Source organism: Terriglobia bacterium, assembly GCA_020073205.1.
Classification (GTDB): domain Bacteria; phylum Acidobacteriota; class Polarisedimenticolia; order Polarisedimenticolales; family JAIQFR01; genus JAIQFR01.
In genome coordinates this window covers 1-13,266 of sequence record JAIQFR010000116.1, presented here as the reverse complement: position 1 = coordinate 13,266, position 13,266 = coordinate 1, and the positions used below count along the sequence as shown (strand labels likewise).

At 71.3% G+C, this 13,266-nt stretch carries 15 protein-coding genes and 1 other RNA gene; 15 read left to right on the top strand and 1 reads right to left on the bottom strand.

Going from position 1 to position 13,266, the window contains the following annotated elements; translation table 11 throughout:
• Positions 1–1,114: HAMP domain-containing histidine kinase (locus LAO51_17545; protein MBZ5640545.1), on the top strand; the 1,114-nt coding region annotated here is incomplete at its 5' end.
• Here the strand turns inward: LAO51_17545 and LAO51_17540 are convergent.
• On the bottom strand, positions 1,098–1,916 hold the full coding sequence (locus LAO51_17540) for an RNA methyltransferase (GenBank protein MBZ5640544.1): 819 nt from the start codon (positions 1,914–1,916) through the stop codon (positions 1,098–1,100). The two genes, LAO51_17545 and LAO51_17540, sit on opposite strands and share 17 nt — an antisense overlap.
• An 80-nt stretch (positions 1,917–1,996) precedes the next feature.
• Here LAO51_17540 and LAO51_17535 point away from each other — a divergent pair, with 80 nt between their 5' ends.
• From LAO51_17535 to LAO51_17470, 14 genes are all read left to right on the top strand, one after another.
• Positions 1,997–2,647 (top strand): threonylcarbamoyl-AMP synthase, encoded by a 651-nt coding sequence (locus LAO51_17535; protein MBZ5640543.1) that lies wholly within the window; start codon positions 1,997–1,999, stop codon positions 2,645–2,647.
• A gap of 23 nt (positions 2,648–2,670) precedes the next feature.
• Positions 2,671–3,066: RNase P RNA component class A (gene rnpB / locus LAO51_17530), an RNA gene on the top strand.
• A 107-nt stretch (positions 3,067–3,173) separates the two neighbouring features.
• Positions 3,174–4,019: an LD-carboxypeptidase gene (locus tag LAO51_17525; protein MBZ5640542.1), complete on the top strand. Its 846-nt coding sequence runs from the start codon at positions 3,174–3,176 to the stop codon at positions 4,017–4,019.
• Positions 4,016–4,786 carry a tRNA pseudouridine(38-40) synthase TruA gene (gene truA, locus LAO51_17520; GenBank protein MBZ5640541.1) on the top strand — a complete coding sequence of 257 codons (771 nt, stop codon included), beginning with the start codon at positions 4,016–4,018 and terminating at the stop codon, positions 4,784–4,786. Before LAO51_17525 ends, truA begins: the two co-directional genes overlap by 4 nt.
• Before the next feature lie 271 nt (positions 4,787–5,057).
• The gene (gene galE / locus LAO51_17515) at positions 5,058–6,056 is read left to right on the top strand and encodes a UDP-glucose 4-epimerase GalE (GenBank protein MBZ5640540.1); all 999 of its coding nucleotides are present in this window, start codon (positions 5,058–5,060) and stop codon (positions 6,054–6,056) included.
• A 120-nt stretch (positions 6,057–6,176) separates the two neighbouring features.
• Positions 6,177–6,974 carry an isoprenyl transferase gene (locus tag LAO51_17510; GenBank protein ID MBZ5640539.1) on the top strand — a complete coding sequence of 266 codons (798 nt, stop codon included), beginning with the start codon at positions 6,177–6,179 and terminating at the stop codon, positions 6,972–6,974.
• A 15-nt stretch (positions 6,975–6,989) separates the two neighbouring features.
• Positions 6,990–7,802 carry a phosphatidate cytidylyltransferase gene (locus LAO51_17505; GenBank protein ID MBZ5640538.1) on the top strand — a complete coding sequence of 271 codons (813 nt, stop codon included), beginning with the start codon at positions 6,990–6,992 and terminating at the stop codon, positions 7,800–7,802.
• A complete protein-coding gene (locus LAO51_17500) occupies positions 7,799–8,959 on the top strand; it encodes a 1-deoxy-D-xylulose-5-phosphate reductoisomerase (GenBank protein ID MBZ5640537.1) in 1,161 nt (386 codons plus the stop codon). Before LAO51_17505 ends, LAO51_17500 begins: the two co-directional genes overlap by 4 nt.
• Positions 8,956–10,281 carry an RIP metalloprotease RseP gene (gene rseP, locus LAO51_17495; protein MBZ5640536.1) on the top strand — a complete coding sequence of 442 codons (1,326 nt, stop codon included), beginning with the start codon at positions 8,956–8,958 and terminating at the stop codon, positions 10,279–10,281. Before LAO51_17500 ends, rseP begins: the two co-directional genes overlap by 4 nt.
• Before the next feature lie 171 nt (positions 10,282–10,452).
• Positions 10,453–10,800 (top strand): helix-hairpin-helix domain-containing protein, encoded by a 348-nt coding sequence (locus LAO51_17490; protein ID MBZ5640535.1) that lies wholly within the window; start codon positions 10,453–10,455, stop codon positions 10,798–10,800.
• A 75-nt stretch (positions 10,801–10,875) separates the two neighbouring features.
• Positions 10,876–11,469 (top strand): hypothetical protein, encoded by a 594-nt coding sequence (locus tag LAO51_17485; GenBank protein MBZ5640534.1) that lies wholly within the window; start codon positions 10,876–10,878, stop codon positions 11,467–11,469.
• The gene (locus tag LAO51_17480) at positions 11,457–11,876 is read left to right on the top strand and encodes a hypothetical protein (GenBank protein ID MBZ5640533.1); all 420 of its coding nucleotides are present in this window, start codon (positions 11,457–11,459) and stop codon (positions 11,874–11,876) included. Before LAO51_17485 ends, LAO51_17480 begins: the two co-directional genes overlap by 13 nt.
• A gap of 269 nt (positions 11,877–12,145) precedes the next feature.
• On the top strand, positions 12,146–12,934 hold the full coding sequence (ccsA, locus tag LAO51_17475; protein MBZ5640532.1) for a cytochrome c biogenesis protein CcsA: 789 nt from the start codon (positions 12,146–12,148) through the stop codon (positions 12,932–12,934).
• A gap of 3 nt (positions 12,935–12,937) precedes the next feature.
• Positions 12,938–13,266, top strand: a 329-nt coding sequence (locus tag LAO51_17470; protein ID MBZ5640531.1) for a glutamyl-tRNA reductase, incomplete at its 3' end; no start/stop codon positions are given.

Here is a 13,266-nt window from a genome sequence, read left to right as displayed (position 1 = left end):
GTCGCGCGTCCTGGACCTGACCGCCTCGCCGCTCTTTGACCGGAGCGGCGCCCCGCTCGGCAGGCTCCTGATCTGCCGCGACGCGTCGCGCGAGAGCGCCGAGGAGCGGCGGCTCGAGGGCGAGGCGGAGAGCCTGCGCGCCGCGCGCTCCGAAGCGGAGGCGTCGTACCGGCGCCTCGCCGTCGCCCACGAAGAGCTCGAGGCCAAGAGCCGTGAGATGGAGCGGCTGAACCGGGAGCTGCGCACGCTGGACCGGATGAAGACCAACCTCCTCGCCAACGTGACGCACGAGCTCCAGACGCCGCTGGTCTCGGTCCGGGGCTACACCGAGATGACCCTGAAGGAGCGTCTGGGCGCGATCAACGAGGAGCAGCGCAAGGGACTCGGCCTCTCCCTCAAGAACATCGACCGGCTGATCTCGATGATCGACAACCTCTTGGCGTTCGCCCGGATGGACCGGGAACCGGCGGAGCTCAGAATCTCGGTGTTCCCCCTGCGCCAGCTCGTCGAGGAGAGCGGCGAGATGCTCCGGGAGAAGCTCGAGGCGCGGCGCATCCGGCTGACGACGACCTTCGACGACCCTGGCGTGGTCGTGAACGCCGACCGGGAGAAGATCCTGCAGGTGTTCCTGAACGTCGTCTCGAACGCGGTGAAGTACAACCGGGACGGGGGAGAGATCGGGGTCGAGGTGCGCAAGGCGAAGCCGGGATTCGCCTCCGTGCAGGTGAAGGACACCGGCATCGGAATCCCCGAGGAAGACCTCGAGCGGATCTTCGACCGCTTCTACCGCGTCGGCGCGGGCGCCGGCGAGGCGCCGGAGGGAACCGGACTCGGCCTTTCGATCGTCCGGAACATCCTCCGGCTGCACGGCTGCTCGATCCGGGCGGAGAGCCAGGTGGGCCGCGGCACGACGTTCACGTTCACGCTCCCCCTCGCGGTGGCCGAGTCCGGGGTAGACGAGGAGCCGGGGTTGGCCGTGGCCTCCCCGGCCCCCCTCGAGAGCGCCCCGCCGCCCGAGCCCCCGGGTCCGCCCGCGCCGGAGCACCGGCCTCCCTCCTCCGGCGACGGCCCCACCCCGCCGCGCCCGCGGTTCCGGATCATCCGTCGCAGCTGACCCCATCCCCGGAGCGCTGCCGCCTCGCCTCGAAGAGCAGCACCGCGGCGGCGGCGCCGACGGAGAGGCTTTCGACCCCCGCGCGCATCGGAACACGCACCCTGCGGTCCACGAGATCGAGCCAATCCGAGGGTAGGCCGGACCCTTCCCCTCCGAGGAAGATCGCGACGGGGTCTCGGAGATCGACGCTAGCGTAGTCGGTGGCCGAGCGCGGGTCCGCCGCGACCAGGAGGATCCCTCGATCCCGGAGGCGCGGGAACAGCTCCGCGCCGCGGCATGCCGCCGCGGGGAGACGGAAGATCGAGCCCGCCGTGGCCCGAACGGCCCTCGGATGATGGAGGTCGGCCCCGGCGCCCGCGATCACGAGGCCGGTGGCGGAGGCCGCGTCGGCGGTGCGAAGCACGGTCCCCAGGTTTCCCGGGTCCTGGACGCCGTGGAGGACCGCGAGGAGCGCGGGGGCCTCGCGCCCGTCGATGGCCTGGTCCAGCGTCACGCGACGCGCCCGGACCACGAGGAGCACCGGCTGCGGCGAGCGGGCGTCCGACAGTCCGTCGAGCGCGGCGTCGGTCGTCTCGATCAAGGGGATCGCGGCCCGCTCGAGATCGCGCCTCAACCTGAGCCCCGCGTCGGAAGCGGAGAGCCTCGGCGAGACCACGGCGGTCTCCACGTCCGCCCCGGCGCGAAGCGCCTCTTCGGCCAGGTGGATCCCCTCGGCGACGAACACCCCCTCGACGTCCCGCGCACGCCGATCTTTCCGGAGCTCGCGAACGCGTCGCAGGGAAGGGTGAGTTCGTCCGATCATTTTCGCGCTCCCAGGTGGATCTCCATGTTAGACTTCGTCGCCGCATCATGGAAAGACGTTCACGGGACGGACTCCTGGTCATGCCCACGCGCATCCTGACGCTGAACCCCGAGGAACCGCGCGCGGACCGATTGCTTCCGGCCTTGGAGGATCTGAGGGCGGGGAGGATCGTGTCGCTTCCCACCGAGACGTTCTACGGCCTGTCCGTCGACCCGTTCGACACCGGCGCGTGTGCGAGGGTCAACGACCTGAAGAAGAAGCCGCGCGGCTCTCCGATGCTGCTCCTGCTGTCCGGCCCGGAGCAGATCGAACGGGTCGCGGGGTCGCTTCCGGAGTCCTTCGGCTCCCTCACGGGGATGTTCTGGCCGGGGCCGCTCAGCCTCGTCGTTCCCGCGGGTCCCGCACTTCCGCAGGAGGTGACCGGCGGGCTCGGTACGGTGGGGGTCCGGGTGCCCGGGCTCGCGCTTCCGCGCCTGCTCGCTGCGGCGTTCGGGCGGCCCATCACCGGGGTGAGCGCGAATCTCATGGGGCATCCGCCTTGCCGGACCGCCGCCGAGGTGGCGGAGGTGTTCCCGGAGGGAGTGTCGACGATCCTCGACGGAGGGCCCAGCACCGGCGGCGCTCCGTCGACGGTGCTCGACCTGACCGGGCCGTTCCCGCGGGTCCTGAGGGAAGGCGCCATCCCGGTCTCCGCCCTCCGGCCATTCCTCTCCGACCTCCGCCGGAGCTGACGGTATATGATAGGGCCGTCGTCGAAGTCGGACAGACGGTCGCCGCGACGTGAGTCGGGGAGGAAAGTCCGAACTCCAGAGGGCAGCGTGCTGGGTAACGCCCAGGCTCGGTGACGGGACGGAAAGTGCAACAGAGAGCAAACCGCCGGTCGCGTGCTCGCCGCGGGCCACCTCGCGTAGCGCGTCACGGCGCGGCCGGTAAGGGTGAAACGGTGCGGTAAGAGCGCACCAGCGCCGGCGGCGACGCCGGCGGCTAGGCAAACCCCACGCGGAGCAAGACCGAATAGGGGAGCGATCGAGGCTGGCCCGGCCGAAGCTCCCGGGTAGGTTGCTGGAGGACGGGGGAGACCCCGCCCCTAGAGGAATGACCGTCGCCTCGCTCGCGAGGCACAGAATTCGGCTTATGGACGACTTCGACGACGCCCACTCCCGCCGAACCGCGGGTGGCCGCGGCCGGCGGGAGAGGGGCACTTGTCCAACGCTCTCCCGAGGAGATCTCGTCGGGGTCGTCTCGCCGGGATTCGCGGTGACTCCGCAGGCGCTCGCTCGAGGTACCGCCGCGCTGACCGAGATGGGGTTCAGCGTGGTCCTCGGGCGCAGCGTCCTCGCGCGGGACGGGTACCTCGCTGGCCGCGACGAGGCGCGCGCCGAGGATCTCAACTCGATGCTCGCCGATCCGGCGGTCCGCGGCGTCTGGTTCGCGCGAGGGGGTTACGGCACCGCGAGGATCCTCGACCGACTGGACTGGGACGCGGCCGCGCGGGATCCGAAGGTGCTGGTCGGCTACAGCGATCTCACCGCGCTGTTCGCGACGGCGACGCGGCGGACGCGCGCCTCGTGTCTCTACGGGCCGGTGGTCGCGGAGCTGGGCGATCCCGCGTCCTTCCACGCCCTCTCGCTGCGGAAGATGCTGGCGGGCGAGGCGATCGACCTTCGAATCCCGCGTCGGGCCGTGCTTCGGCACGGCCGCGCGAAAGGACCGCTCGTGGGCGGAAACCTCACCGTGCTGGCGCACCTGCTGGGCACGCCTCACGCGCCGGCGTTCCGCCGCGCGGTGCTGTTCCTCGAGGAGACCGGCGAAAGCGTGTACCGCCTGGATCGCTTGCTCCAGCACCTTCGGATGTCGGGTGCTCTCGACGGCATCGCGGCCGCCGTGTTCGGCTCGTTCGAGCCCGGAGTCCGGCGAAGGAAGTTCCCGCCGGATCGCCCGGTGCTGGAGCTGGTCCGGGAAGTGTTCATGCCGCTGGGCGTGCCGGTCGCGGTGGGGATCCCGGCGGGCCACCTCCCGGGGAAGTGGACGCTGCCGATCGGCGGCGCGGCGCTCCTCGACACCTCCGCCGGGCGCCTCACGCTCTCGGCCAAAGCGCCGTGACCGACGGGCCGCGCCGGATCCGCCTCGATCTCGCCTACGACGGCACCGGCTTCGCCGGCTGGCAGCTTCAGCCCGGCGAGAGGACCGTGCAGGGCGTGATCGAGGAGGCGCTCTCGCGGCTCGAAAACGGCGCGCTCGCGAGGGTCCGAGGGGCGGGACGGACCGACGCGGGCGTCCACGCGCGGGGACAGGTCGCCGACGCGGAGGTCTCGGTCGCGCTGGACGACGCGCGCCTGCTCCGCGCGCTCCGCTCGATGCTGCCCCGGGACGTGCGACCCGTGAACGTGACGACCGCGGATCCTTCCTTTCACGCCCGGCACGACGCCGTGTCGAAGACCTACCGTTATTTCCTGGACCGCTCCCCGCACGGAGATCCATTCGTGGCGCGCTACGCGCTGCACCACCCGCACCCGATGGACCTCGCGGCGGTCGCGGACGCGCTCCGCCGCCTTCCCGGCCGGCGTGACTGGTCGGGATTCGCGGGAGCCGCATGCCCGCCCGGCGACCGGATACGCCACCTGGCCCGAGCCTCGTGCCTCGAGGTCTCGCCCGATCTCCTCGCGTTCGAGTTCACCGCCGACGGGTTCCTGAACCACATGGTGCGGAACCTCGTCGGCACGATCGTGGAGATCGCCCGCGGGCGCTTCCGCGCGGAGCGCGTCGACGAGATCCTGGCATCGGGGGAGCGCACCCTCGCGGGCCCCACCGCACCCCCTCACGGGCTGTGCCTGGAGAGGGTGGCGTATCGGGGGGAGGGGCTCGGTTAAGGATCTGCCGCTCCGGACTGATCCCTTGCAATTCGACGGGTCATGTTATGGGGGCTGCGATCGACCGCGAGGTCGAGTTCGAGCTCGATGTCGATCGCACCTTCGAGTCAACTGTTCACCTGGAGGTCGCGGCGGAATCCCCTAACGAACCCGTCGAATTGCAAGGGATCCGTCCGGAGCGACTTACTGCTCGTCGAATTACCCCGCCTCCGCCACCCGACACTGGATGTACCATGTCCGCCCTGCCGGGCGGACCGGCCGGAGGGTGGACATGGCATCCGTGGTGGTGACGGGCGGGGCGGGATACGTCGGAAGCCACGTCGTGCGGCGTCTCCTCGGCGCCGGGTGGGACGTGATCGTGATCGACGACCTCTCGGAGGGGCACCGCGCCGCGGTCGGCGACGCGACGCTCGTGGTCGGAGACTTCGGCGACCCCGCCGTCCTCGACCCGCTGCTCCAGGGTGAGAAGGTCGAGTACGTCGTCCACATGGCCGCGTTCTGCCAGGTGGGGGAGTCCGTCATCGATCCGGCCCGCTACTACGAGAACAACGTGGCGAAGAGCCTGCGCCTGCTGGACGTGGCGAGGCGATACGGCGTCAAGGGCCTGGTGTTCTCCAGCTCGGCCGCCGTCTACGGCGATCCGGTGGAGGTGCCGATCACCGAGGAGCACCCGCTCGCTCCCACGAACCCGTACGGCGAGACGAAGCTGGCGTTCGAGAACGCCCTGTCCTGGTTCCACCGCGCCTACGGGACGCGCTACGCGGCGCTCAGGTACTTCAACGCGGCCGGGGCACACCCGGACGGCGACCTCGGCGAGGACCACGAGCCCGAGAGCCACCTGATCCCGCGGCTGCTCACGTCGATCCTCCGCGGGGGGCCGCCGACCCCGATCTTCGGGGAGGACTACCCGACCACCGACGGTACCTGCGTGCGCGACTACATCCACGTCGCGGACCTCGCGGAGGCGCACGTCGCCGCCCTCGAAGCGCTCGAGAAGGGGCGGATCGAGGCCGGCGCGTTCAACCTGGGGAACGGCGAAGGATTCTCGGTGCAGGACGTGATCGACACGGTCGCGAGGGTGACCGGTGAGATGCCCCCCACCGAGACCGCGCCGCGCCGGGGGGGCGACCCGGCGATCCTCGTCGCGTCCGCGAACCGCGCATTGCGGCGGATCGGCTTCGATCCGGCGTTCCCGCGCCTCGAGGAGATCGTCCGCACCGCCTGGGTCTGGCATCGCGACCACCCCGCGGGGTACGGCGATCGCGGGTAGGCGGGCGGCCGACGTCTGCCCGCCATCGCTTGATGGGTCGTCCGCGGGGGATTAAGATTCGGCGTCAGAGCGAGCCGGTTCGCGCCGACGCCGTCGGGGCGCCCGGGGGTGGAAACCATCGTGGCGGAACTCTGGTCGCTGGCCGCGGCGGGAAGCGAGGAGGAAGCGCTGCTCCGGCGCCTCGATTCCGCCCGACTGCCCCGGCACGTCGCCGTCATCATGGACGGGAACGGCCGGTGGGCGCGGAGACGGCACCTGCCGCGGGTGGCCGGCCATCGCGCGGGGATCAAGTCCGTGCGAGAGACCGTCGAGAGCGCGGCCCGGCTCGGCATCGAGGTCCTCACCCTCTACGCGTTCTCCCAGGAGAACTGGAAGCGGCCCCGGTCCGAGGTGAACACCCTCATGGACCTCCTAAAGGAGTACCTGCGCAAGGAGCTCCGCACGCTCATGGAGAACCGGATCCGGTTCTCGGTGATCGGCCGCCCGGCGGACCTCGATCCCCGGATCCAGGACGAGCTGCGGCGGGCCGTGGAGCGGACCGCCGCGAACGGTGGCCTCCGGTTCAATATCGCGCTCTCCTACGGCGGGCGCGCCGAGATCGTGGACGCTTGCCGCGCCATCGTCGCCGAGGGGCTCGAGGCGGGGGCGATCGACGAGGAAGCCTTCGCGGGACGCCTGTACACGGCGGGCCTGCCGGACCCGGACCTCCTCATCCGGACCAGCGGGGAGATGCGGGTCTCCAACTTCCTGCTCTGGCAGATCGCCTACGCGGAGATCCACGTGACGCCCACCCTCTGGCCGGATTTCCGCTTCCGGCATCTCCTCGAGGCGCTGATCGACTACCAGCAGCGCGAACGGCGCTACGGGGGGATCGGCAGCCACGAGCCGTCGCCTTCCGCGGCGGCGGCGCGCGGCTGAGGCTCCCGGAGCGACATGAAGCGGGTTCTAACGGCCGCCGTCCTCATGGCCGTCCTCTGGGTCGTCATCAAGAAGACATCCCCGGCCGCGTTCTTCGCGCTGATGGCGGTGGGGATCGGCTTCGCGGCCTGGGAGTGTTACCGCCTGCTCGAGACCCGCGGGGACCGGCCGTTCAAGCTCCTCGGGATCGCGGCGTCCCTGGCGCTCGCGTGGTCGTTCCTCGAGACAAGACCCGTGTTCTCCCCGACGGTGCCGCTCGTGGCGGCGACCGCCGCCGCGCTCGTGGCGGCGCTGGCGCGCCGCGACACCCCGGAGACCATGCTGAGCACCGCGTCGAGCACCCTGTTCCCCGTCCTGTTCGTCGGGCTGACGCTCGGCACCGTCGTCGGCCTTCGGGCGAGACCGGGGGAGGACGGCACCGACACCTTGCTGCTTCTCCTCGTGTGCGTGATCTGCTCGGACACCGCCGCCTTCTACGTCGGCTCCGCGGTCGGGCGGCGGCCGATGGCCCCCGTGCTGTCGCCGCGGAAGACCTGGGAGGGGGCGGCGGGGGGGCTCCTCGCGAGCATCGGCGGCGCGCTCCTGGCCCACTTCTGGTTCTACCAGCGCCTGACCCTCGGCCACGCGCTCGTCCTCGGGGTGATCGTGTCGGCGGCCGGCGTCCTCGGGGACCTCGCGGAGAGCATGGTCAAGCGGGCCGCCGGCGCGAAGGACTCGTCGGCGCTCCTGCCGGGACACGGCGGCTTCCTGGACCGGGTGGACAGCCTGCTGCTGGCCGGGCCGGCGCTCTACTACTACTATCGGATCTTCCTCGAGGCGTCGCCGTGAAGCGGATCGTGGTCCTAGGCTCGACAGGGTCCATCGGGACCCGCGCCCTCGACGTGGTCGCGTCGTTCCCCGAGGCGTTCCGGGTGATCGCGCTCGGGGCCGGGAGGAACGTGGACCGGGTCGAGGAGCAGGTGCGCCGGTTCGAGCCGAAGCTCGTGGCCGTGGCCGACGATGCGGCGGCCGCGGAGCTCGTCCGCCGCATCGGGGACCGGTGTGCCGTCGTACGGGGTCCGGACGGCCTCGTCGAGGCCGCGCTCCATCCGGAGGCGGACCTCGTCGTCTCGGCCCTCGTGGGGGCCGCGGGACTGCGCTCGACGTGGGCCGCGGTGGACGCCGGGCGCGACGTGGCCCTCGCGAACAAGGAGTCCCTGGTCGTCGCGGGAGAGTTCCTCACCGCCCGCGCGCGCGCGACCGGCGCGTCCATCCTGCCGGTGGACAGCGAGCACAACGCGGTCCACCAGTGTCTCCGGGGGGAGGACCCGAGGGAGGTCCGCCGGCTGTGGCTCACCGGCTCGGGCGGCCCGTTCAGGACCCGCCCTCTGGAGTCGCTCGCGAACGTGACGCCGGCGGAGGCGCTCCGGCACCCGACCTGGAAGATGGGACCGAAGATCACCGTGGATTCCGCGACGCTGATGAACAAGGGACTCGAGGTCATCGAGGCGCACTGGCTCTTCGGGCTCCCGGCCGAGAGGATCCGGGTGGTCATCCACCCGAAGAGCGTCGTACATTCGATGGTCGAGTTCGTGGACGGCTCGTTCAAAGCGCAGCTGGGCGTCACCGACATGCGGCATCCGATCCAATACGCGCTGACCTGGCCGGAGCGGTGGCGGACCTCGCTGCCTCCGTTCGATCCGGTGTCGGCGGGCCCGCTCGAGTTCGAGGCGCCGGACCCCGAGCGGTTCCCGTGCCTCGCCCTGGCCTATCGCGCGCTCGAGCGCGGGGGCGCCGCCCCCGCCGTGCTCAACGCCGCCAACGAGGTGGCCGTCTCTGCCTTCCTCGAGGGGCGCGCGGGCTTCCTCGATCTTCCCGCGATCGTCCGCCAGGCGCTCGACCGGCACGAGAACGAGCCGGCCTCGAGCCTCGAGGACCTGGTCGCGGCGGACGCGAAGGCGCGCGAAACGGCCGCGCTGCTGCTTCCCCTGAGGGCTCGATCGTGACCGGTTTTCTCGAGATCGTCCTGTCGTTCGTCCTCGTGCTCGGCATCCTCGTGTTCGTGCACGAGCTGGGACATTTCCTCTTCGCCCGGCTGTTCCGCGTGGCCGTACCGGTGTTCTCGTTCTTCGGGGTCGGACCCAGGCTGTTGGGCTTCTCGTGGCGCGGGACCGACTTCAGGGTCTCCGCGATCCCCCTGGGCGGCTACGTCCGCCTCGCGGGAGAGGAGGCGGAGGAACGCACCGGCTCCGGCGGCGAGATCCAATCGAAGCCCCGCTGGCAGCGCCTCGTGATCTTCGCCGCCGGCGCGGTGTTCAACCTCATCCTCGCGCTGCTGGTCACCTGGGTCGTGATCTGGGCCTACGGCAAGGACGACCGGCCGTTCGCGAAGACCTTCCCGGTGGTCGCGGAGGTCCGTCCCGGCTCGCCGGCGGCCGCCGCGGGAATCCAGGTGGAAGACCGCGTGGTGAGCATCGGCGGAAAGGACGCGCGGGACCCGCAGACCGAGGGGGACGAGGTGTTTCTGTCTCCCTCCACCTCGAAGCCGGTGGTCGTGGAGCGTGGCAAGGAGCGGCTCGAACTGACCATGAACACCGGATCGGACCCGCGCTACCACCTCGGCGACCCGGGATGGCGCCTGATCGCGGAGAACCCCGGTCAGCCGGTGATCGACATGGTGATGAGCGGCTTTCCGGCGGAGAGAGCGGGCATCGTCCCCGGGGACAGGGTGCTCGGTGCGGACGGCCAGGAGCCGATCGACGAGGTTCGCCTCCGCGCGATCCTCACGGCGAGCGCGGGTCGAGAGGTCGCGCTCAAGATCGGGCGGGACCGGCAGGTCCTGGATCTCAGGGTCACCCCGCGCTCGGACGGGGGGCGCGGCGTCGTGGGGGTCGTGTTCAAGACCTCGGGGCTCGTCCACCTGACCTACGGCCCGCTGGGGGCCGCTGCCGAGTCGGTGCGGGTGAACCTGGAGCTGTCGAAGACCCTCTTCAAGACGCTCCGGAAGCTCGTGCGCCGGGAGATCTCGATGCGCGCGTTCTCCGGGCCGATCGAGATCGCGCGGGTCTCCCGGGAAGCGGTGAAGCGCCTCGAGTCGTTCCTCGCCTTTCTCGCGTTCGTCAGCCTGCAGCTGGGGATCCTCAACCTGCTGCCGATCCCGGTGCTCGACGGCGGCCACCTCCTGATCCTGTGCGTCGAGGGGATCATCCGCCGGGATCTGTCGGAGATCGTGAAGGAGCGGGTCATGCAGGCGGGGCTCGCTTTCCTCCTCCTGTTCTTCGGCGTGATCATCTACTTCGACGTGATCAAGACGTTCTTCTCCTCGTAGAGCCCACCCGATCGCTCGCCCGCGGACGCCGGCGCGTGGCGCGGCGTCCGCCGGCGGACCCTCCTCGGCGCGCGCTCGCGCGCCTGCGCGCTTTTCGGTGTGGCACGTGGATTGCCGTCTTCCGCGATGCCGGTCCGGCGCGCTCGCCGGGCCCGACTCACGGAGGACACGATGCACGTCAACCCCGTTGCCAGCCGTTGCCTCGTCGCCGGGATCCTCTCCATCTTCCTCGTCGCGGCCGCGTCGCCGGCCCGCGCGGCGCCGCCGCCGGCTGCCTCGCGGAGCGCGGCGGCCAAGGCCGTCCCCACAGCACCGGTGGACGTCAACACCGCGTCCGCGGCCCAGCTCGAGACCGTGCCGGGGATCGGCAAGGCGCTCGCGCAGAGGATCGTCGAATTCCGGGAGAAGAACGGCCCGTTCGGCGAGGTCGACGACCTCGTCAAGGTCCGCGGCATCGGCGAGAAGTCGATTCAGCGCCTGAAGCCGTACCTGACCGCCGGTCCGGCGAAGGCACGCTGACCGCCGCCCCGCGCGGCTTAAGCACCGCGCGGGGCGTCCCGTTCCGTCGCGTCCCGCCCCCCTAGGTCCGAGGCCATGCGCACCGACGCCGGCACGACGCTCGCCGAGATCCTCGTGGTGGTCGCGATCCTCGCCGCGGCCGCGATCGTCGCGGTTCCCGCGGGGGCCGACCTGCTGTCGTCCGCGCGAGCCGAGGCGGGCGCCCGGGAGATGGCGACGACCTTCAGCGCGCTCCGGTTCAAGAGCGTCGCGCTCCGGCGTTACCGCGGGCTCCTGTTCGAGCGTCGCGGACGGGACTGGGTGTACTTCGAAGTCGAGGACGGGAACGGCAACGGTCTCAGAACCGCGGAGGTCAGGAGCGGCGTGGACCGGACCGTCTCCGGCCCGCACCGGCTGGAGGACGACGTCGAGAAGGCGACGCCGGGGGTTCCGCCCGGAGGGCCGTTCCCCGAGGTCCCGCCCGGGAGCGCGCGAGTGGACGAGACCTCGGATCCGGTTCAGTTCGGAAGCTCCGACCTGGTCTCGTTCTCGCCGGCGGGGAGCGCGTCGAGCGGCACGCTCTACGTCACCGACCGCAGGAACGGGCTCGCCGCGGTGGTCCTCTACGGGCCGACGGCCCGGGTCAGGGTCTGGCGATTCGATCCGTGGAGGCGCCGGTGGAGCCTCTGACCTCCCCGGGGGCGCTTCGTCCCGCCGGGGTCGAGACCGGTGCGGGCGGAAGACTCGACGCGTTCCGAGCCACCGACGCGTTCGCGCTGGCGGCCGTCCGAGTTTCGAGCGAGCTCGCCCGATCGGATCAAACCGAGCTCGCCCGCGAGATCCTCCGCCTCGTCCTGAGAGGCGGGGGCGCGCTGGTCGCCGCGTCGTGCGCCGAAGCCGGAAGCGCGGGCGAGCGCGTCCTCCTCGAATCGGCGCGCGACCGGCTGTCGGAGTCGCGTTACGCGCTCTACCTCGCGCGGCGGCTCGGGGCGCTGGACCTCCGCAGGTACCGCGCCCTCGCGTCGCAACAGGATGCGGCGCTGCGAGAGCTCGCCGCGCTGCTGATTCGGGCGAGCGGGGTGCGCCGCCCGCCCTGAGACGATCGACGGAATCGAGCTCCGACGGCGCGGGCGGGTCTCCTGCCGAAAGAACCGCGGCGCGACCGGGACCGCGCCGCGGCCCTCCCGCACGGGCCCTCGAGGCCCCTGCGCACCCCCCAACGATCGCCCTGATCCCCTCGCTCTTCACGGACCCGCCCCGCCGTCCCGGAACCCGTGCGCCGCGCGGGTTGAGGGCGCCTGGGGACGATGCTAATCTCCAAGCTCTCGACGGTGGTGGCCGCTCGCCCCCGGGGCGCGGAGTCGGCGTGGGACTCGTCCTCCTGCCCCTTTCGCTCATCGCGTACTTCAACGGGATCTTCCTCGCGTACACGGCGATGGCGAGGAGATCGGGACCGGCGCAGCGGGGCGCCGAGGCGTCGTTCGCCCTCGCCTGGCTGCTCCAGCTGGGCGCCATCGTCTACGAAGGGACCCGGGTCGGCTACTTCCCGCTGACCAGCGCCGGTGGCTTCCTGCTGGTGCTGAGCTGGATCGTCCTCACGCTCTACCTCCTGGTGGCCCTGCGCTGGCGAATCACGCAGGCGGGCCTGATCCTGCCGCCGCTCGGGGCCCTGATGGCGTTGGTGGCGCTCCTGATCCCCGCGCGCGGGGTCGCGCTCCCTCCGGCGCAGCAGAAGGGGTGGTTCGGGTTCCACGTGGGAATCTCGGTTCTGGGGATGGGGGCGCTCTGCGTCGCCTTCGCCATGGCGCTGATCTACCTCATGCAGGACCGCGCGCTCAAGGCCAAGCGCGCTCCGAAACTCATGGAGCGGCTCCCCTCGCTCGCGACCTGCGATCGCATCGGGTACCACGCGGTGCTCTGGGGATTCCCGCTCCTGACCGTGGGGATCGCGACGGGGCAGGTCGTGCTCTGGTCCAAGTACGGGACCGTCTGGATGGGGGGGGCGAAGCAGATCTTCCCGATCCTCGCGTGGGCGGTGCTCGCGGTGCTCCTCTACGCCCGGCTCGTCAGGGGCTTCAGGGGGAGGAAGTCGGCGTACCTGACGATCGCCGGTTTCGCCCTGGGTCTCCTCACCGTGCTCGGGATGACGCGCTGAGCGATGCTGGTCCTCGTCGGCCTCAACCACAGGAGCGCTCCCCTCGCGGTCAGGGAGAAGTTGGGATTCTCCGAGTCGGAGTTGCCGCTGGCGGTGGAGCGGTTGGTGACGGGGGAGGCGGTCGAGGAGGGGATCATCGTCTCCACCTGCAACCGGGTGGAGGTCATCGCCCGGACGAGGGACGGACACTCGGGCGCGGCGGCGGTCAAGGAGTTCCTGGCCCGTGAGCACGGCGTCTCCCTCGACGACGTGGGCAAGTTCACCTACGAGTTCGAGGAGAGCGAGGCGGTCCGCCACCTGTTTCGCGTGGTGTCCGGCCTCGATTCCATGGT

Bases quoted from the DNA above. Each gene is read 5' to 3' on its own strand.
- LAO51_17535 (MBZ5640543.1), top strand. From the start codon at position 1,997: ATGCCCACGCGCATCCTGACGCTGAACCCCGAGGAACCGCGCGCGGAC.
- galE (MBZ5640540.1), top strand. From the start codon at position 5,058: ATGGCATCCGTGGTGGTGACGGGCGGGGCGGGATACGTCGGAAGCCAC.
- LAO51_17490 (MBZ5640535.1), top strand. From the start codon at position 10,453: ATGCACGTCAACCCCGTTGCCAGCCGTTGCCTCGTCGCCGGGATCCTC.
- LAO51_17485 (MBZ5640534.1), top strand. From the start codon at position 10,876: ATGCGCACCGACGCCGGCACGACGCTCGCCGAGATCCTCGTGGTGGTC.
- LAO51_17505 (MBZ5640538.1), top strand. From the start codon at position 6,990: ATGAAGCGGGTTCTAACGGCCGCCGTCCTCATGGCCGTCCTCTGGGTC.
- LAO51_17540 (MBZ5640544.1), bottom strand. From the start codon at position 1,916: ATGATCGGACGAACTCACCCTTCCCTGCGACGCGTTCGCGAGCTCCGG.